Here is an 18,777-nt window from a genome sequence, read left to right as displayed (position 1 = left end):
CCGCCGACGCTCGTTGTGAACCGCTCGGCCCTCCCCGCGGCACTCATCGTCGGGATCGCCGGGGCGATTCTCGCCCCGCGATTCGGCCCGACCGCCGCGTTCTCGCCGCTCGTCGCTTTTTCCGTCTGTGTACTGGGTGCGCTCGCGGGCCTATTGGTCGTCTCCTACGCCCTCGAACTTGACGCTCAGAGGTAACCCGCGATCGTTCCCGCCAGGCTCTGTGCGGTCAGCGCCGATCCGACGAACAGCACGCCCACGACCGCGAGGAAGACTGCCCGTTCGATCCGTGAGGGATCGAAGTACCGGTTGACGGCGGCGTAGAGCGCTATCGACGTGATCGGCAGCCCGATCACGCCGTTGACCGCGGGCATCGTGATCGCGAGCGTGACCGGTCGAAAGCCCGTGAAGGCCAAAAGCGGCAGCGCGAGCACGACCGAGAGACAGATCAGCGCGTGGACGACCAGCCGGAACGGCCGATCGCCGAAGAACGGCCGGTGGCCGAACGCCTGCGGGAGCATGAAGCCCGCGCCGAACAGCGTGCCGGTGGCGCTCGTAAACGAGGCTGCGCCCGCCGCGATGACGAACACGTCGAGCGCCCACGGGCCGATCGCCGCCGCCAACGGTTCGCCCGGCGCGGTCAGCGTCAGCCGTCCGTCGGGGATCGTCATCGCCGCGACGGCCATCACCGCGACGCTCAGTGCGACGACCGCGAGCATCCCGAAAGTGTGATCCCGGCGGTACTTCGAGACCACGTCCCAGTCTTTGGTCCCCGACATGCTGGTCTGGATGAAGAAGTTCGGGTAGTAGACGGTCGTCCCCAGCAGCGCGATGATCATCGTCAGGTAGCCGAACTCCGAGACGAACGACGGGACGAACCCGCTCGCGACGGCCCCCACAGGAAGGTCGAGCCCGAGGACGATGACGAGATACGAACCGAAGATCGCGAGCACGAGCGCCGCAATCACGCCCTCGATGCGGTTGTACAGGCGCAGTTCGACGAGGGCGATCCCCAGTGCGGCCATCAGGACCGTCCCGATGTAGAGGTTCGACAGCGGCGTCAGGTAGACGAACGCTGCCCCCGCGAGCGCGTAGTTCGCGACGCTCCAGAACTGCATGATGAAGGCGATCCCGATCGCGAGTGGCTTCGCGGCGGTCCCGCCGATTCGATCCTTGATATAGACCATCAGCGGCCGGTCGGCCGCCGCCAGCCGCGCGGACATCTCGTGCATCACCAGACCTGACAAAAGCGCCAGCGGCAGCACCCACAGCAGGGCGAACCCGAAGTCGCTGCCGGCCTGCGAGAGGATGAACACCGATCCCGCACCGAAGACGTTCGCCGCGAACAACAGCCCGAGCCCGTAGCGGTTGACGAACTGCTTGGTTCCCATCACCGATCGCTCGACATAGCTGGCCGTGCTCATCTAAGCTTCTGTTTGAGTCTAACGATCGATCACTCGGATAAGGGTTGAGCTTGCACCGGCCCTATAGGTGCTCGGTTCAGCCCCACTCCGCCTTCAGGCCGCTTCCCGTCAGGGGCACGACCACGTCGTCGTTTTCGTCGAGAACGCCCCGGTCGCGGTACTCCCGCAGGGCGGCCGGGGCAACGGCACAGGTCGGCTCCGTATAAAATCCCGCCCGGTGGAGCCGGTCGAGTTCGCGTTCCGTTTGAGTCTCCCCGATCGCGATCGCATCCCCGCCCGTTTCGGCGATCGCCTCGCGGATCTCCTGCCCTCTGACGGGCTCGCGGATCTGAATGCCGTCGGCGACGGGGTTTTCGCTTCCTTCCACGCCGTGGAGCGCGTTGGCGATCGGGGCGTAGCCGGCGGCCTGTGCGCCGAGCAGTCTGGGCACGGAATCGATCCAGCCCGCCTCCGAAAGCGCCTGAAAACCTCGGTAGGCACCCAGAAAGAGGGTGCCGTGACCGAGCGGGAGAACGACGGCGTCGGGAGTCCGCCAGTCGCGCTGGGCGGCGATCTCGAAGGCGACCGTCTGTGTGCCGGCGAAGAAGGCGGGGTTCCAGGCGTGACTCGCGTACCACCCGTCTCCCCCCTCGACCGCCTCGATACACGCCGCCGTCACCGCCTCGCGGCTCCCTTCGATCTTCCTCACCTCGCCGCCGGCCCGTTCGATAGCGGCGACTTTCGAGGTTTTGACCGAGGCGGGAACGTAGATCTCGGCGTCGATCCCCGCACGAGCGCCGTAGGTGGCGACCGACGCGCCCGCGTTGCCCGAGGAGTCCTCGATCACCGTCTCGACACCGAGTTCTGCGGCCCGCGAGAGGAGTGTCGTCGCCCCGCGGTCCTTGAAACTCCCCGTCGGGAAGACGTACTCGAGTTTGAACTGCGCGTCCCACTCGGACGCCGAAACCAGCGGCGTGAACCCTTCGCCAAGGGTGACCCGGCGTTCGATCGGGACGAATGCCGAAAAGGCCCACAGTCCGCGGCGAGTGTCGAGTTCTGAAAATGTCGGCCTCGAACCACTGGGAAGCGGTCGTTCGGCGAGTTCGAGGGGACTCCCGCAGGAACAGCGCCACGGTTCGTCGGGGCTCGCGGGGTAGGTCCGAGAGCAGGCCGGACAGACGAGATCCGAGACCATCAGTACGAGTCGATCCCGGTCGCGACCGAGCAGACGTATTCGCCGGTCGCCACCTGGGGAAGCCGGCGCGAGCGCCAGAAGATCCCGTTGCCGTTGGCGCTCACCTCCGATTTGACCGTCCCGAAGACGTCCCTGACGGTGAAGACCGTCTCGCCCCGCGAAACCCGCTCACCCAACTCCTTCTCGAAGCGGACCAACCCGCCTGAAGGCGAGCCGTACTGGTCGAACCCGGTCGCACGGGTCTGTTCTTCGGGGGTGACCTCGCCGTCGAGAAACCCGTAGTACCGGAGTACGTTGAAGATCCCGCGAACGCCGTACTCGATGCTCTCGTCGTCCCAGCCGACGCTGCCGCCGAGTTCGGGGTCGATGGTCGGGATCCCCTCGTCCGGGCCGACGCGGGCGAGTTGGCCGCTCGGTCCCTTCTGGTCGAGGACGTACCCACAGCCGAACACCTTCGCGAGCGTGAGACACTCCTCGTGAAGCCGGTGGCGGGTACCACACCGGACCCGGACCTCGTTCAACATCCGGCTGGTCGAGCCCTGATGGAGGTCGAGGATCATGTCGGCCTCCTTCGCGGCCCCGAAGGTGGCGTGGGCGATCCGCTCGGAGGAGGTCCCCTCCGGATCGCCCGGGTAGGTACGGTTCATCTTCGTGTCGTCGATCGGGTTTCGGTGTTTCGCGATCTGGAACCCGTGGTAGTTGACGATCCCGACGACCACCACAGTACCGGCGAGTTCGGTGGGATCCATCCGCGGGACCGCCCGTTGAATCACGCCGATGCCGTTGAGTTCGTCGCCGTCGCTCGCGGCCTGTACGTAGAGGGTCTTCCCGTCCTGTTCGCCGTTTATCACCGCGACCGGAAGCCCGAACTCCCCGCCGTCCCGCGTCTCGCCGACGACGAGCCGCCCCGTGTCGATCTCGCCGGGGGCGGCCGTCGCCGTTCCGAGGCTCGTCATTACCCCTAGACGGCGGGGCCACGCTCTTTAGCCGTTCGATTGCCACGACGGATCGGGGGGCATTTCGTCGTTCGCTTCCAAGGCCGACCGTGAGCGACAGTCCCCCCGAAGACCCCTCGCTCGCGGCGTTGCTGATCGCGCTCCACGTTCGACGTAACGCCGCGATCGGCCTCGTCGTCGGGATCGCCCTCGCAACCCTCGCGTACGGCTACCGGATCGTCCTCGTCGCGCCGGCTCCCGGCGTCGAGAGCTCCCCTCTGCTCTTCGGTGTGCTCGCGGTGACGCTCGCGGTATCGGCCGCCGCGTTCGTCACCCTCTGTCTGACGATCGGGTCGGCGATCCGGCGGGCTCGCAGGCTTGACTGAGAAACGGTAATCCTTAACCGGGATGGTCATCAATCCTGAGTATGGCAGACGATCTGAAAGAGGGGCTCGAAGGCGTGTTGGTCGCCGAATCCTCGCTCAGCCACATCGACGGAGACGAGGGGACGCTCATCTATCGGGGCTACGCCATCGAGGACCTGGCCCGCGAGGCGAGCTACGAGGAGGTCCTCTATCTGCTTTGGGAGGGTGAGCTACCGACCCGGGAGGAGCTCGATCGTTTCTCCGAGGAAATGGTCGCCGAGCGATCGATCGACGACGCGATCCTCGACACGGTCGAAGCGCTCGCCGCCGCCGACGCGGAACCGATGGCCGCGCTGCGAACGGCGGTGTCACAGCTCTCCACAACGGATCCCGCGGGCGAAACCGATCCACAGGATCGGCAGGCGACCCTCGAGAAGAGCCGCCGGATCACGGCCAAGGTTCCCACGATCATCGCCGCATTCGCCCGGTTTCGCAACGGGGACGATCCTATCTCCCCGCGCAAGGACCTGAGCCACGCGGAGAACTTCCTCTACATGCTCAACGGCGAGGAACCCGACGAGACCGCCGCCGAAACCTTCGATGCGGCGCTCGTCCTCCACGCGGATCACGGCCTGAACGCCTCGACCTTTTCGGCGATGGTCACCGCGAGCACCCTCTCGGACGTCCACAGCGCGGTCACCAGCGCGATCGGGACGCTCAAAGGTAGCCTGCACGGCGGCGCGAACCAGAACGTCATGGAGATGCTGCTCGAGGTCGACGAGAGCGATAAGGACCCCGTCAAGTGGGTTCGCGACGCCCTCGATTCGGGACGGCGGGTCGCCGGGTTCGGCCACCGCGTCTACGAGGTCAAGGACCCGCGAGCCTACATCCTCGGGGAGTTCTCCGAGTCGCTGGCCGAGGAAGCCGGCGACATGAAGTGGTACGACTACAGCGTCGCCATCGAGGAGTTCATGCAAGAGGAAAAGGAGATCGCCCCGAACGTCGACTTCTACTCCGCGACCACCTACTACCAAATGGGCATTCCGATCGACCTGTACACCCCGATCTTCGCGCTCTCGCGCGTCGGCGGGTGGACGGCCCACGTCGCAGAACAGTACGAGGGCAACCGGATCATGCGCCCGCGTGCGCGCTACGTCGGTGACGAGGACCAGGAGTTCGTCCCGCTCGACGACCGCTGAGCGGTCCCCCGAAGAGATAAATTCCGAAATATTTAATATAATTGTCACATCAACTCAGTTACGGGCACGTAGCTCAGCCAGGACAGAGTACCGGATCTCGTATCCGGCCGCCGCGTGGTTCGAATCCCGTCGTGCCCGCTCACTTCTGACTGCCACTCGCTTCTCGTGACAGTCCCGTCGTGCGCTATCACGCGCATGACTCATGCTGTGGCCATCGCTGCGCCGACCGTAATCCGAATGCATCCGGCGCATAAACGACGGATATGACCCGCGTGTTCGTCTACGGGACGCTCACCGATTCCGAGCGCGTTGCGTCGCTCCTCGACGGCTACGAGATCGGCCCTCCGGCGATCCTCCGCGGTCTCCATCGGGTCGATGGCCGGTACCCGACGCTCGTGCCGGGCGGCGATTGCGAGGGACGACTCCTCGAAACCGCCGAGATCGACCGTCTCGACGCCTACGAAGGGCTCGACTCGGGACTCTACGTTCGCGTCTCGATTCCGGTATCGGACGGCGACGGCGCCGAGTGTTACGTCGGTGATCCCACGCTTCTGGACGCCGACGCCCACTGGCCCGGGACGGGACCGTTCGACGACCGAGTCCGTTCGTATCTCGACGACCACGACGTCGAGATCGGCCGAAAGGAATGACACCCGTGCGCCACCCGTCTGACGCCACCCGAAAATCGACTCAGTCGTGCGGTTTCACTCCCGATTTGGACGGGCAGGTTTTATATAGGTAGGGATCACCCATACAGGTGCACGTCACACGGTTCGTGCATTCCCCATCCGTCCTCCGGCTTTTTATGGGTAAACCGTTAACAACGCGTCTCGCGTAGCCGCCGGTATGCTCGATATACAGGACATCTACGCGGCACGCGACCGGGTCGAGCGGACGGCACGACACACCCCGCTCGAGTATTCACACACGTTTTCGGAGATGACCGGTGCCGACGTTCGTCTCAAACTCGAGAACTTCCAGCGGACGGGCTCGTTCAAGATCCGCGGGGCGACCAACCGGATCGCGACGCTTTCGGAGGCCGAAAAGGAAGCGGGCGTCGTCACCGCGAGCGCGGGCAATCACGCCCAAGGGGTCGCGCTCGCGGCCACGCGGATCGGCGTCGACGCGATCGTCATCATGCCCGAGCACGCCCCGATCTCGAAGCTCAAGGCTACCCGGAGCTACGGCGCGGAAGTGATCCTCCACGGCGAGGACTACGATGCGGCCGCCGAGCGCGCCCACGAGATCGAACGCGAGGAGGGACGGACCTACGTCCACGCGTTCGACGACGAGGCGGTGATGGCCGGGCAGGGAACCATCGGCCTCGAGATCGTAGCGGACTGTCCAGAGGTCGATACGGTGGTCGTGCCCATCGGCGGTGGCGGGCTGATTTCGGGGATCGCGACGGCGCTCACGGCCCAAGAGCGGGATATCCGGGTGATCGGCGTGCAGGCTGAAGGCGCGGCGAGCGCCGCCGACTCCCTCGAAAAGGGGTCGATTCAGGAGTGGAACAGCGTCGATACGATCGCCGACGGAATCGCGGTCGGCAGGCCGGGTGAGCGCACCTTCGAGGTGATCCGCGAGCGGGTCGACGAGGTCGTGACGGTCTCGGACTCGGAGATCGCCGTCGCGCTCGCGGCGCTGCTCGAACGCTCGAAGACGCTCGTTGAGGGCGCGGGGGCGGTCCCGCTCGCGGCGCTCCTCTCGAATGCCTTCGAGTACGATGAGGGCGAGACGATCGTCCCGGCGCTCTGCGGGGGGAACATCGACCTGAACACGCTGACGACAGTGATCATGCGTGGATTGGTCGAAACGGGGCGATATCTGAAGATCAGGACGGTCCTGAAGGACCGACCCGGCGCGCTGCGCCAACTGATCGACGTGATCGCGGAGAACCGCGCGAACATTTATGCGATCCAGCACGACCGGACCTCCCGCGACATCGCGATGAACGCCGCGGAGGTGGTGATCGACCTCGAAACGCGGGGTCACGACCACGTCGAGGAGCTGCTGGCGGGGATGCGCGAGGAGGGGTACGAGGTCGAGGTTCTCGTGTAACTTTAAGGACGCCCCCTCCGAGGATAGGGTCATGAAGCGGATCATCAGCACCTCCGAGGCACCGGAAGCGATCGGCGCGTACAGCCAAGCGACGACGGCGGATACACTCCTTTTCAGTGCCGGACAGATCGCACTCACGCCCGACGGCGAGATGTTGGCCGACGAGTCCGTCGCGGTCCAGACCCGACAGTGTCTCGAGAACATCAAGGCGATCCTCGAAAGCGAGGGGCTCTCGACCCAGCACGTCCTCAAGACGACGATCTACCTCGATGACATCGACGACTTCGAGGAGATGAACGAGGCCTACGGCGAGTACTTCGCCGACAACCCGCCCGCCAGAAGCGCCTTCGAGGTCGGCGCGCTCCCGAAGGGGGCGGCCGTCGAGATCGAGGCCATCGCCACGACCGAGTGATGGACCCGCGGCTGAAAGCGAGCCTGCTGTGGGGTGCGATCGGGGCACTATCCTTTCTCGTCCTCGTTCAGGGGTACGAACTCCTCACCGACGGTCGCCTCGCGTTCGCGCTGAAGTTCGCGGTCGCGGGCGTGGTCGCCCTCGTGGCGGCCGGGTCGACGTATCTCGCTGACCCGCTCGTCTTCGGGCGGAACGGAAGGGTTTAAACGCGAACGGCCGGTAGACCCGTGTGAGCCGGGATGGCCGAACGGTAAAGCGCACGCCTGGAAAGCGTGTTCCCGTATGGGATTCTGGGTTCAAATCCCAGTCCCGGCGCTTTTACGCGAACACCCCGCCGAGCGCCTCGTATGCTCGGCACTCGTGAGTGGAAAACGCAGTACTCTGGGATCCGAGCAGGGAGTAACTCCGTCGTGATCGTATTCAACCCCTGTTCGGCGCGGTTTACCGGATCTCCTCGACCGAGACGTACGAGCCCCGTTTGGCCGCGATCCAGCGGTCGTTGAGTCGACCCCGCGTGGCGTCGAACACCACCACTTCGTCGGCCTCGAACCCCCTATCGAGTCCGATCCTACCGGGGTTGAACGTGTAGCGAAGCGCGAAGGTCGGCCAGTCCTCGACCGCCGGCGTCCCTTCCGAATCGATCTCAGTCATCAGTCCGCTCGTTCTGAAAGGACGTCTCGAGGCGTCGCAAAAACTCGATAGCTTCCTGAAGGTTCGCCATCCGTTCGGCCCGTAGATCCTCCGGCGCTCCGGCCGCCGCCTCCTCGAGGAGCGACTTCGCTTCGGTGACTCGGGTGGGAAACGACTTCGTACTCATGGGCACCTCGGAGCGTGAACCGGGACAGCCACGACGCCTGTCGAGAGATGGTCTGCAGTGGTTTCGTTCTCGTTCATAGTGTATCTCCGCTCTACTACCGAAACCGCTCTCGCCCCATATGTAGCCTCTCTATCATTCACGTAACCTCTCGACTTACCGCCGGGTAGCCGAATACACTAGATTATTACATAAATTATATATTAAAGTATATGTATTGATTTACGTACTGATGATCCAAACGCACGTCCCTCACACATGACGCCGGTTCACGTCCTCTATCTCGGTCGGACGGCCCGTTCGATCGAGCGCCTGCTCTCGACGACGGGGACAGACGAACCCCCGATTTCGGTGTCGGCAGTCCCGTCGGTCGATGGGGCGATCTCGCGGCTCGATACCCTCCAAGCCGACTGTCTGGTCTGGGACGTCGACTGCGAGGCGAACCCCGAGATCGAGCGCCTGTTCTCGCTCGCGCCCGGCCCCCCGGTCGTCGTCCGCGAAGGGCGAACGGTCCCCGAGTGTCTCGAGACCTACGCTCCCTCGATCACCCGAACGAACGACGAGTCGTTGGTCGAGGCGGTTCGCTCGGTCTGTGCCTCCAGTGACGGGACGTCCCCGTCACCGCCGGAGGTGATCCTCTCGTTGCTCGACCGATCGGCCGACCGGATCGCCCGTATCGATCGCGAGGGGACCTACCGCTCGGTGAGCGACGGGCTGGCCGCCGCACTCGACAGCTCACCGGCAGCGCTGGTCGAGACGCCGATCACCGACGTGTCGCTCGGCGATCCCGAGACGATCCTCGAACATGGACGTCGTGCGATCGAGTCCGGAACCATTCAGCGCGACGCCGACGACTCCTATCGGTACGTCTTCGTTCCGATCGGCGACGAACAGTTCCAGCTCGTCGTTCAAGACCCCGAATCGACGGACCCCCGGCGCGTCGAACCGGCCAACGAGTTCATCGAGACCGTGTTGAACCGACTGACCGACATCTTCTTCGTCTTCGATCTTCAGGGACGCTTCCTCCACTGGAACGACCGTCTGACCGAGGTGACGGGCTACGCCGACGAGGAGATCGCCGCCATGACGCCGATGGATTTCTTCGTTCAGGAGGACTACGAACGGGTCGATGCCGCCATCTCCGAGATCGTCGAGTCCGGCGACGCGACCGAGATCGTGCGCATCCGAACCCGCGGCGGGAAGCTCCTCCCGTACGAGTTTACCGGATCGATGGTCACCCGCGAGGACGGCTCGCCACGGTACGTCTGTGGGGTCGCCCGTGACATCTCACAGCGCCGCCGCTCCGAGCGGGCGCTCCGCGAGCGCCAGCAGGCCCTGTCGAACCTCATTCGCAACCTTCCCGGCGTCGTCTATCGCTACCGCAACGAGGCGGGCTTTCCCGTCGAGTTCATGAGCGAGAGCTGTGCGGCCCTGACCGGCTACTCCCGGGAGCACCTCGAATCCGGCGAGATCTCGTGGGCGAACGACGTGATCCATCCCGACGACCGCGACGAGCTCTGGGAGACCGTTCAGGAAGCGCTCGCGGCGGGCGAGCAGTACCAGACGACCTACCGGATCCACACTGCCGACGGCGAGATCCGCTGGGTCTGGGAGCAGGGCGGCGGCGTCGACGACCCGGACGGCGCAGTCGAGTACATCGACGGGTATCTCACGGAGATCACCGACGTCGTCGAGATCGAGGAGGAACTCCGCCGCGAGAAGGCCTTCACCGAGAGCGCACTCGACGCCCAACCCGATCTGTTCTACGTCTTCGGACCCGACGGCGAGATGCTCCGGTGGAACGACCGGTTCAACGAGGTGACGGGCTACGCCGACGAGGAGATCGTCTCGATGCACCCGGTCGATTTCGTCGAACCCGACGACGCCTCCCGGATCCGGGAGGCGATCGAGCGGGTCGCCACCGAACACGAGACGGGGTCGATCGAAGCGACGCTCGTGACCAGCGACGATACCCATATCTCCTACGAGTTCACCGGTTCGGTGATCGAGGACCTCCGCGAGCCGATCTACGACACCCGCGAACACGAAGTGTATATCTGTGGGACGGGTCGGGACATCACACAGCGGATCACCGCCGAACGCGAACTCGAGGAGGCGATCGCCGAACTCGAACGCTCGAACGCCGAACTCGAACGGTTCGCCTACGTCGCCTCCCACGACCTCAAAGAGCCACTCCGGATGATCCGCAGCTACCTCGATCTGATCCAGCGCCGCTACGAGGGCGAACTCGATGAGGACGCCGACGAGTTCATCGGGTACGCCGTCGACGGGGCGGAGCGAATGCGACAGATGATCGACGACCTGCTCGCGTACTCCCGAATCGGGACCGACGATCTCACCGTCGAACCCGTCGAGTGTCACGCGGTTCTCGATCGGGTCCTCGACGGTCTCCAGATCGCGATCGAGGAGGAGGACGCGGAGGTCTCCGCCGACGCACTGCCGACCGTCGAGGGTGACGCCCAGCAGCTCGCTCAGCTCTTTCAGAACCTCATCAGCAACGCCATCGCGTACTCCGGCGATACTCCCCCTCGAATCCACGTTTCGGCCAGCGAACGCGACGACGGCTGGCAGTTCTCGGTGTCGGACAACGGCGTCGGTATCGACCCCGATCAGATCGACGAGGTCTTCGAGATCTTCTCGTCGGGGGCCGTCTCACAGAGCACCGGAATCGGGCTCGCGGTCTGTGAGAAGATCGTCCGTCGTCACGGCGGCGAGATTTGGGTGGAGTCCGAACCCGGCGCCGGCTCGACGTTTCATTTCACGATATCGGAAAACAAACCGGACCGTGCGAATCGGCCCTCCGAAACGCTCGATGTATGAGACGATATCCGTTCTTGCTGTTTGAGGTACTTACTGTGGGATTAATAGGTAAAATAACCTAAAACCGATCGGCCGGAACGTTCCTCGATCTCTTAATGCTATCGTTACTTTCGTGGGCTAGACGTACTTTAAACCGGACACAAGCCTTCTCCAGTGTGTTTACGTCACGATACTCCTCTAGGGACGGTGTAATTTCGTGAACCATCGGCTCATTATATATCGTTTGCTGTCACACGCTATTACGAGGTGTACTGAATGCATGATTTAACTGGATTTCAGCGTGATCTGCTTCTGGTGATCGCTGGCCTCGACGAACCGAAAGGACTGGACGTCAACGACGAGCTAGAACGATACTACGGGACGGAGATCCGTCACGGCCGCCTCTATCCCAACCTCGATACGCTCGTCAACAAAGGGTTGGTCAAGAAGGGCAAACACGACCTCAGAACCAACAAGTACGTCCTGAGCGACCGCGGCGAGCGCGAGATCGAAGCCCGCCTCAACTGGCAGCTTTCGTACATCCCCGACGATATCAAGGGGCGTCTCGAAGGGCTTCCACAGACACAGTAAGAACGAACACGCTCATGCAGACAGTCTTCACCCGAGTGCGATGGGGGAGACTACTCGAGATAGCCGAGATCCGATAAGCGCTTTTCTACCTGCTCGTCCTCAGTTTCGGCCGCCGTAGACGCCGTGTACTCAGGATACGACTCCGAGCCCATGTCCTCGACGACTGGTAGGACTCGCCCGTCCATCCGGTCGCTTTTTGGCACGTCGAGCGCCGAGAGGACCGTCGGTGCGACGTCGAAGAGGTGGGCCCCCGAGAGGTCCGCGTCGGTATCGATCCCCTCGCCCGCCGCGACGAACAGTCCCTCGAGCTTGTGGTTCCACGGCTCGGTCGGCGGGCCGAACAACCCCTCGCTCAGCTGGGCCGAGAGGAACTGCTCGAATTCGTTCGGGATCGTCAGGATATCGACCGCGTTCTCGGTGTACGGTCCCCAGAAGTACTCCTCGCGCGGGACGACCTCGCCGAAGACCGGATCTCCGTCGGGCGTCTCGATACCTTGCAGGCGCTCGATGAGGTCCGCTCGCGCGTCCTCGTACTCCTTCTCCGGTACGACGCCTTCCGGATCGCGCCCGTCGAGGTTGATCCGAACCCCGAGTTCGGTTCGAGCACGCATGTACGCCCGCGAGGCGGGGAAGTCGACCTGCTGGGCTCCGGTTCGAGCGACGCCCGCGGGTGCGTACTGGCGCGCGAGCGAGCCGAGACCGACCCGATCGAGGACGCCCACCGCACGGGAGGGTGTGATCCCGATTTTCGCAGCCGTCGCGGCGAGCCGCTCGACCGTGTTTGGTTCCCAGGTAGTCTCGTCCTGTCCCTCTCGGAGCTGGTCGCGGATGGGGTTCCACGACGGCATCCCCTTTCCTCCGCTCGTCGCTTCGACGTAGCCCTCCCGGCGGAGGTACTCGTTGATGCGGAACTCGTAGTTCTCGTAGGGTCCCATCCCGTGGTCGCTCGCGACGAACACCCGCTTGGGGTCGCACTTGTCCATGATCTTCCCGATCTGATCGTCGGTCGCCTCGTAGATCTGCTTGACCTTCTCGTGATCGCCCTCGAACTCGTGGAAGACGGTGTCGGTCTTCTGGAACTGGACGAACCCGAACTCGGGTTCGTACTCGTGTGCGAGGTATCGGAAGGCGTCCCCGCGCATCCGTGCTAGCGTACAGTACTCGTCCATCTTCTCGGCGTCGGTCCGTTTCTCGTCACCTCGCGAGTAGTTGGGATAGACGCGATACTCCCCGATCGCCTCGCGGACCTCCTCGAGGACCCCTTCGGGATGGGTTTTCGGGTTCTCCGGACCGATGAAACCGGGGATGATCGCCCCTTCGATCTCGTCGGGCGGTGCGGTGACAGGAGCGTTGACGATCACGCTCGATCGGTCGTGGTCGTCGAGCAGCTCCCAGAGGGTGTGTTCACGGACGTGATTCGCGGTGACGACCTCCCAATCGTAGCCGTTGAAGTCGACGAAGCCGAAGACGCCGTGTTTACCGGGGTTCACGCCGGTGTACATCGAGGGCCACGCACTGGGCGTCCACGGCGGGATCTGCGATTCGAGGGGGGCGCTCGTCCCCGCTTCGATGATCGATTCGAGGTTGGGGATACTGTCGGTCTCCGACAGTCGGTCGAAGACCGGCTGACAGGCCGCGTCGATCCCGATCAACAGCGTGTCCATTCGGTCGTTCATCGTCGATTCACCAATCCGCCGTTCGTTCGATCGAGTGGAGTCGTCTCCATCGTTCGTGTCTCCGGTGTGTTCATTGGTCGTGTGTCATTGGGCTCGATTGGCCATCAAGCGTCGGTTTCGCCGCCGCCGAGGTCGGTCCCGGTGTCCGCATCGGTATCGACCTCCCACGTCGCTGTACACATCGTCACCTCGCCGTTGTCGTAGGCGTAGTGTCGTTCGGCCCCACAGAGTTCGCTTCGGCTCATCTCGGGGGTGACACTGGCCCCGTCCTCGTTGACGAAATACTCCGCGCCGGTCCGCTGATAGTCGCGATAGATCACCGTCTCGGTGTTCCGAAGTCCCTCCCCGGAGATGTTCGCCGCGACGGCAGGACCGGGTCCGGCCCGCGAGAACACCGTGTTGTACGGGTGATCGGTGTTGTACGTCTCGCCTTCCTCCTCTGCGACCGGGCGGATCTCTCCGATCGTCTCGACGGCGTTCAACTCGGCCGCGTTGTAACTGTATTTGGTCTGTGTCCCCTCGAAGCGGGGGTTGTCGATCGTCCCCTCGGTCGCGGCGAACGCCACCATCGGGAACGCGAGTGCGAAGACCAGTAACACTACGAGGATGACCGGCGTGGTGAGTCGGCGCGCGAGATACGCGAGGCCGACCGCACCCAAAAGCGCCATCGGTGCGGTGAGAAACGCGTACCACCGCTGGGGGATGAACGTGCGGATTCCGAACATGGGGAACCCGAAGATGAACACGAGCATCACGACGATCGACGCGCCGCACATGACTGATGCGTGTGAGATGTTGCGCCGCCGGAGGACGTAGAAACAGCCGACGACCGCAAAGAGGAACACCAACAGAAACACCGCCGCGTCGATGTACTGGAGAACCTGTTCGAGAAGCGTCGGAGCGGTCGCAGCCGCTGCACTACGTTCGCCCGCGAGGTCTCCGAGCCCCGCCGACTCCTCTAAGGTGACCCGGAAGAAGCTGAACGTCGTCGCCAGAAACGTATCGCCGTTGTACGGTGTCAGCGACCACATGAACGTGATGAAGCCCAGATCGAACGCCAACAGCCCCGTGAGGCTTACCGAGTCACCGCTACCGGCGGTGTAGCTCCGAAACCGACTCGGCGGTGAGAACAGTTCGAACCGAAGGAGGAGGTGTGCGAGCAGCCCCGCTCCCGTGAGGACGAGCATGATGAACGCCGATATCTGATGGGTGAGGATGGTCGCGACGCTGAGAAAGACGATCAGGACGAACTCGCGACTCCCCGGGTTGACGTCGAGTACCCGGACGAGCAGGTAGAACACCCCGAGGAAGAAGACCAGCCCCAACCCCGTGGGGATGAGGTGTATCGACCACTCCATGGTGTGAGCCGACATTGCGTAGACCGCGACCGCAAACAGGCTCCAGCGTGCGGAGACGAACAGCCGGGACGTGATGTAGAGGAAAATCGACGAGATGGCCATCCCGAAGCCAACCGAGAGGAACAGTCCGTTGCGAACCGAGACGTCCGCGAGCAGGCTCGTCGCGACGACCGCCAGGTGAAACAGCGGTGCGGCGTAGTACTTACTCCCCTCGAGGACATCGAGCGAGTGGGTCCGAGCAATCGTCTCCGACCACGAGGCGACGTGCGTCCAGACGTCGATTCCGGTGTATCCGGGCGTCGTCAGCAACGAAACGTACCGGATCGTAAAGGCAAACGCCAGGATCTGAACCAGGAGCAACCACGGGACGAAGTCCCGCTCTCGCGTGAAGAATATCTGTAGGAAAATGGCCGCGCCCACGACCGTCGCGAGGGTGTAAAACGCGGGCGTCCGCGCGCCCTGATAGAGTCCGAGAACGACCAGCAGGGCCGTTCCCAGCAACGTCACACTGGGGAGCAATCGCCCGATCCAGATCGGAAACGTCGGTAGTCCCTCCGTGTTGTTTGTCCGAACCGCGAGCAGATATAGTCCCGACGCGATCACCATCGCGACGGGGATCGCGACGATGTAGAAGTTCGACGCGATCAGTCGGAGCGGGAGGAGGGCAACGGCGAGTACGAGCGCGAGGATCGCGCCGATCACGTCGAAACGCTGGGCCGAAAGCCACCCGTAGAACCGACCGGGACTACCAGCCACGACGGTCACCTCGGGGTCGTCGCCCGCTGCGGGTTGAATGATTCATTCGTTCGTATCCGTTTCGTACTGAAATTCGTCGACGTTATATCTTTTATCAACGAGCTGCTCGTACATAAACCGGCGCGTCCGGTCGAGTTCGAGGTCGACTTCCTCGGCGAGTCGGCTCTCGAAGGCGGCGTCCTGCTCGCCCCAGAGCCCCGGATGAGTGAGGATTTGCAGCTTCTCCGGGAGTTCGTCCGACAGCGGGCTCTCCTCTCGCCAGCGCTGGTTCGAATCCCCGAAATAGGCGATATCGGTGAAAAAACGCTCCTCGTAGGTGCTGATGAACCCCTCGAACGAGCGCCGAAAAAGCCATTCGTCGGGTCGGTGAAACGAGACCGCCCCGCTGACGTCGCCGACCGCACTCGAAAGCGCCTCACGCTCGGCGAGCACCCGTTCCGTTACGTCGCTCGGGGCCGCCTCGCCGTTCCAGTACTGGTGGGTGCTGAAGTGGACCCCGATGGTGTGGCCCATCGACTGGAGTTCCTGTAGCGCCCGTCGGATCGGCTTGTAAAAGACGTTGTACAGCGGGCAGGAAAGCAGGACGAAGTAGGTCGCCTCGATTCCGAGTTCGGCCTCGATCCGTCCCATCTGCAGGGCCTTTCGCGGCGAAAAGTCGATGTCGTGGCGGACGATCATCTCGCCCGGTTCCAGCGAGTCGTCGTAGTCGGCGGGGGTGTACCCTGCCTCGAGGAGTTCGGTGAGAAACCGCTCGTACCAGTCGTAGGTGAACGCGACCGATCCCGCGCACGGCCGATCGGAGGGTCTGTGTGTGGTCATTGGTCTGGGAGGGGGCGTGCAGGCGTCCCGACGACGGTCGTGCCAGCGGGGACGTCCGAGAGGACGCCCGCGTTCATGCCGATCTCGGCGTCGTCGCCGATCTCGACGTCGGTCGCGACCGAAACGTGGGGATGGATCGTCGTCCGCGCGCCGACGGTCGCGCCGCCGGAAAAGCCCGACCCATAGGCGACGGTCGTGTCCCGGCCGATCCGAACCTGATGGGCGAGATGGACCTGCCCGCTGATCTTCGCGCCGCGTTCGACGACCGTCTCGTCGAAGACGGCCCGATCGATCGAGGCGTTCGGGCCGACTTCTACGTCGTCTTCGATTACTACGCGTCCTTGATGTATCTGCCGATGTAACCGGCCGGACGCCTCGCGCGCGAAGCCGAAGCCGTCGCTCCCGAGGACCGCGCCCGCTCGAATCGTACAGCCGTCACCGATCTCGACGCAATCGGCGACGTGGACCTGCGGGCCGATCACGCTGTCGCCGATCGTCGCCCCGTCCTCGACGACGGCGGTCGGGTGGATCCGCCTCCCGTCGGGTCGCTCCACGAAGTACTCGTTTACGACCTTCACGAACGCGAGTTTCGGGTCCGGGACGAGGACGAGAGTTCTCCCTTCGACGTTTTCGTCGATATCGAGTCCGGACGGGCAAACGATCACGCCGGCGTCGGACTCGTATACGTATGCCGGATCGTCGTAGATACAGAAGGCGAATTCGTCGGGACCGGCGGCGTCGAGGGCGTCGACACCGCGTACTGTGACTTCGGGACCGACGTGCTCGCCGTCGACGAACGTAGCGATCTCGGTTGAACTGATCGTCACGGTGCTCTACCTTCAGTTGGTTCCGGGAGGTATTTTATTATCCCGACGCTAACGCCGCCTGTCGAAGCGAGTGCGCCGGTCGTCGACAGGGAGACGTTCGTATGCCGTGCGGGCGAATAGTCCCTCCATAACCAAGAGCCGTGATCGGGGCACTTCCGACAGAGAACCTGCATATCCATGTATAACGACAAGACGATCGCCGCCGTCATTCCGGCGTACAACGAGGAGCCGTTCATCGGTGACGTGCTCGAAACCCTCCCCGAGTTCATCGATCGCGCCTACGTGATCGACGACTGCTCAACCGACGACACCTGGGGCGAGATCCAGCGCAAGGCAGAAGCCGTCAACGAGGAGGGCGAGACCACCCTCGATCGTGTCGTCCCAATCCGCCACGCCGAGAACAAGGGCGTCGGCGGCGCGATCAAGACCGGCTACCTCCACGCGCTCGACGACGAGATGGAGGTCACGACCGTCATCGCGGGCGACGGCCAGACCGAACCCGATATCGTCGAGCGGATCGTCCGGCCCGTCGCCGAAGGCAAAGCCGAGTACTCGAAGGGTAACCGGCTTTTGGGTTCCGAACGCCGCGACATGCCGCTGTTCCGGCAGATCGGCAACTTCACGCTGACGCTGATCACGAAGATCGCCAGTGGCTACTGGAAGATCATGGACCCCCAGAACGGCTCGACCGCGATCTCCTACGAGGCGCTCAACAAGGTGGGCATCGAGGAGATGTACGAGGACTACGGCTACTGCAACGACCTCCTCGTCCGACTCAACGCCAAGAACATGCGCATCGCGGATGTCAAGCGGCGGGCGGTCTACAAGGACGAAGAGAGCGATATCGACTACAAGACCTACATCCCGAAGGTCTCGGGACTGCTCCTCAAGGATTTCCTCTGGCGGCTTCGCGTGAAGTACCTGATCCGGGACTTCCACCCGCTCGCGTTGTTTTATTACGTCGGGGCGGCGACCGCGGGTGTGGGGCTGTTCTCGGCGCTCAAATCGGCACTCGACCGTGAGGGGACCTCCCGCGGGACCTCGCTCGTGTTGCTCGCGCTCGGGTGGCTGTTCATGCTGCTGGCGATGGTCTTCGATATGGAGGAGAGCAAGGACCTCGAAGTGCTACTCTACGACTGAGACTCGGTTTCGGGATCCCCTTTTCGTCCGGCCGCCGCCGAACGACACACGGACGTCACTGACGGGTTATCACTGCCGAAAAATCGCGACCGCTCTCGATTCTCGAAGCGGTTCAGTACTCGAAGACGGTGTAGCGACTGTTGCCGCTCACACTCAGGTCGTCGGTCTCGACCGAGCCCGCACCGCCCGTGATCGAGACGCCGTCCCGGACGGAACTCGAGAGGTCCATGTCGACGTCGTGAATCGACGCCGAGTCGACGCCCGGCATGACGCGGATGGCCTCGATCTGGTCGATACTCATGTCGATCTCGACATTCGAGACCTCGAGTCCGGAGCCGCCGTCGAGTCGGATGGGGCGCTGGCCGCCGAACCCGTCGAAGTGTTCGTCGTAGACGAACTCCGTTCCCTCGAT

19 protein-coding genes, 2 tRNA genes and 1 pseudogene are annotated in these 18,777 nt (G+C 63.6%); 12 read left to right on the top strand and 10 right to left on the bottom strand.

The features are described from left to right. The first annotated feature begins 15 nt into the window (after positions 1-15). Positions 16-195 (top strand): hypothetical protein, encoded by a 180-nt coding sequence (locus HAPAU_RS12740; RefSeq protein WP_066383319.1) that lies wholly within the window; start codon positions 16-18, stop codon positions 193-195. Here HAPAU_RS12740 and HAPAU_RS12735 read toward each other — a convergent pair. From HAPAU_RS12735 to HAPAU_RS12725, 3 genes are all read right to left on the bottom strand, one after another. Further along, positions 186-1,421 carry an NRAMP family divalent metal transporter gene (locus HAPAU_RS12735; RefSeq protein WP_066383314.1) on the bottom strand — a complete coding sequence of 412 codons (1,236 nt, stop codon included), beginning with the start codon at positions 1,419-1,421 and terminating at the stop codon, positions 186-188. The genes HAPAU_RS12740 and HAPAU_RS12735 overlap by 10 nt on opposite strands. Before the next feature lie 76 nt (positions 1,422-1,497). Then, on the bottom strand, positions 1,498-2,595 hold the full coding sequence (locus HAPAU_RS12730) for a threonine synthase (protein ID WP_066383312.1): 1,098 nt from the start codon (positions 2,593-2,595) through the stop codon (positions 1,498-1,500). Then, entirely contained in the window at positions 2,595-3,551 is a 957-nt protein-coding gene (locus HAPAU_RS12725; RefSeq protein ID WP_066383310.1) for a succinylglutamate desuccinylase/aspartoacylase family protein, read from the bottom strand. Before HAPAU_RS12725 ends, HAPAU_RS12730 begins: the two co-directional genes overlap by 1 nt. An 89-nt stretch (positions 3,552-3,640) precedes the next feature. Between HAPAU_RS12725 and HAPAU_RS12720 the strand changes: the two genes are divergently transcribed. From HAPAU_RS12720 to HAPAU_RS12685, 8 genes are all read left to right on the top strand, one after another. Next, positions 3,641-3,916, top strand: coding sequence for a DUF7536 family protein (locus HAPAU_RS12720; protein ID WP_066383309.1), 276 nt, complete (start codon positions 3,641-3,643; stop codon positions 3,914-3,916). Between the two features lie 41 nt (positions 3,917-3,957). Further along, positions 3,958-5,094, top strand: coding sequence for a citrate synthase (gene citZ / locus HAPAU_RS12715; RefSeq protein WP_066383306.1), 1,137 nt, complete (start codon positions 3,958-3,960; stop codon positions 5,092-5,094). 62 nt (positions 5,095-5,156) lie between these two features. Then, positions 5,157-5,232: transfer RNA gene (locus tag HAPAU_RS12710), tRNA-Arg, on the top strand. Positions 5,233-5,357: 125 nt separating this feature from the next. Next, positions 5,358-5,744, top strand: a complete 387-nt coding sequence (locus tag HAPAU_RS12705; RefSeq protein WP_066383305.1) for a gamma-glutamylcyclotransferase family protein — start codon at positions 5,358-5,360, stop codon at positions 5,742-5,744. Between the two features lie 196 nt (positions 5,745-5,940). Beyond that, the gene (gene ilvA / locus HAPAU_RS12700) at positions 5,941-7,152 is read left to right on the top strand and encodes a threonine ammonia-lyase (RefSeq protein ID WP_066383304.1); all 1,212 of its coding nucleotides are present in this window, start codon (positions 5,941-5,943) and stop codon (positions 7,150-7,152) included. 31 nt (positions 7,153-7,183) lie between these two features. Next, positions 7,184-7,564 carry a Rid family detoxifying hydrolase gene (locus HAPAU_RS12695; protein ID WP_066383301.1) on the top strand — a complete coding sequence of 127 codons (381 nt, stop codon included), beginning with the start codon at positions 7,184-7,186 and terminating at the stop codon, positions 7,562-7,564. Next, positions 7,564-7,770 (top strand): hypothetical protein, encoded by a 207-nt coding sequence (locus HAPAU_RS12690; protein ID WP_066383298.1) that lies wholly within the window; start codon positions 7,564-7,566, stop codon positions 7,768-7,770. The genes HAPAU_RS12695 and HAPAU_RS12690 overlap by 1 nt, the downstream gene beginning before the upstream one ends. A 27-nt stretch (positions 7,771-7,797) precedes the next feature. Continuing rightward, positions 7,798-7,879, top strand: a tRNA-Ser gene (locus HAPAU_RS12685). Positions 7,880-8,005: 126 nt separating this feature from the next. Here the strand turns inward: HAPAU_RS12685 and HAPAU_RS12680 are convergent. Continuing rightward, positions 8,006-8,215, bottom strand: a complete 210-nt coding sequence (locus tag HAPAU_RS12680; RefSeq protein ID WP_066383297.1) for a hypothetical protein — start codon at positions 8,213-8,215, stop codon at positions 8,006-8,008. Further along, positions 8,208-8,381 carry a hypothetical protein gene (locus HAPAU_RS21715; protein ID WP_169802655.1) on the bottom strand — a complete coding sequence of 58 codons (174 nt, stop codon included), beginning with the start codon at positions 8,379-8,381 and terminating at the stop codon, positions 8,208-8,210. The genes HAPAU_RS12680 and HAPAU_RS21715 overlap by 8 nt, the downstream gene beginning before the upstream one ends. Before the next feature lie 255 nt (positions 8,382-8,636). Between HAPAU_RS21715 and HAPAU_RS12675 the strand changes: the two genes are divergently transcribed. Both HAPAU_RS12675 and HAPAU_RS12670 read left to right on the top strand, forming a co-directional pair. After that, on the top strand, positions 8,637-11,219 hold the full coding sequence (locus tag HAPAU_RS12675) for a PAS domain-containing sensor histidine kinase (protein WP_066383296.1): 2,583 nt from the start codon (positions 8,637-8,639) through the stop codon (positions 11,217-11,219). Between the two features lie 255 nt (positions 11,220-11,474). Beyond that, a complete protein-coding gene (locus HAPAU_RS12670; protein WP_066383293.1) occupies positions 11,475-11,789 on the top strand; it encodes a PadR family transcriptional regulator in 315 nt (104 codons plus the stop codon). Between the two features lie 50 nt (positions 11,790-11,839). On the opposite strand, the gene HAPAU_RS12665 is transcribed toward HAPAU_RS12670, so the two are convergent. From HAPAU_RS12665 to HAPAU_RS12650, 4 genes are all read right to left on the bottom strand, one after another. Then, complete coding sequence (locus tag HAPAU_RS12665; RefSeq protein WP_066383291.1) at positions 11,840-13,465, bottom strand: alkaline phosphatase family protein; 1,626 nt, start codon at positions 13,463-13,465, stop codon at positions 11,840-11,842. Positions 13,466-13,569: 104 nt separating this feature from the next. Continuing rightward, positions 13,570-15,579, bottom strand: a complete 2,010-nt coding sequence (locus tag HAPAU_RS12660) for a hypothetical protein (protein WP_066383352.1) — start codon at positions 15,577-15,579, stop codon at positions 13,570-13,572. Between the two features lie 42 nt (positions 15,580-15,621). Beyond that, positions 15,622-16,398 (bottom strand): hypothetical protein, encoded by a 777-nt coding sequence (locus tag HAPAU_RS12655; RefSeq protein WP_066383289.1) that lies wholly within the window; start codon positions 16,396-16,398, stop codon positions 15,622-15,624. After that, a complete protein-coding gene (locus HAPAU_RS12650) occupies positions 16,395-17,225 on the bottom strand; it encodes an LpxD N-terminal domain-containing protein (RefSeq protein WP_066383286.1) in 831 nt (276 codons plus the stop codon). The genes HAPAU_RS12655 and HAPAU_RS12650 overlap by 4 nt, the downstream gene beginning before the upstream one ends. Positions 17,226-17,402: 177 nt before the next feature. Between HAPAU_RS12650 and HAPAU_RS12645 the strand changes: the two genes are divergently transcribed. After that, positions 17,403-18,365 carry a glycosyltransferase family 2 protein gene (locus tag HAPAU_RS12645; RefSeq protein WP_066383279.1) on the top strand — a complete coding sequence of 321 codons (963 nt, stop codon included), beginning with the start codon at positions 17,403-17,405 and terminating at the stop codon, positions 18,363-18,365. A 112-nt stretch (positions 18,366-18,477) separates the two neighbouring features. Here the strand turns inward: HAPAU_RS12645 and HAPAU_RS21710 are convergent. Beyond that, a pseudogene (locus HAPAU_RS21710) lies at positions 18,478-18,777 on the bottom strand (hypothetical protein); the annotation flags it as partial.

The organism is Halalkalicoccus paucihalophilus (assembly GCF_001593955.1).
GTDB classification, from domain to species: Archaea; Halobacteriota; Halobacteria; order Halobacteriales; family Halalkalicoccaceae; genus Halalkalicoccus; species Halalkalicoccus paucihalophilus.
Note: the sequence above shows the minus strand (reverse complement) of the source record. Positions and strands in the feature narration are given on the sequence as shown.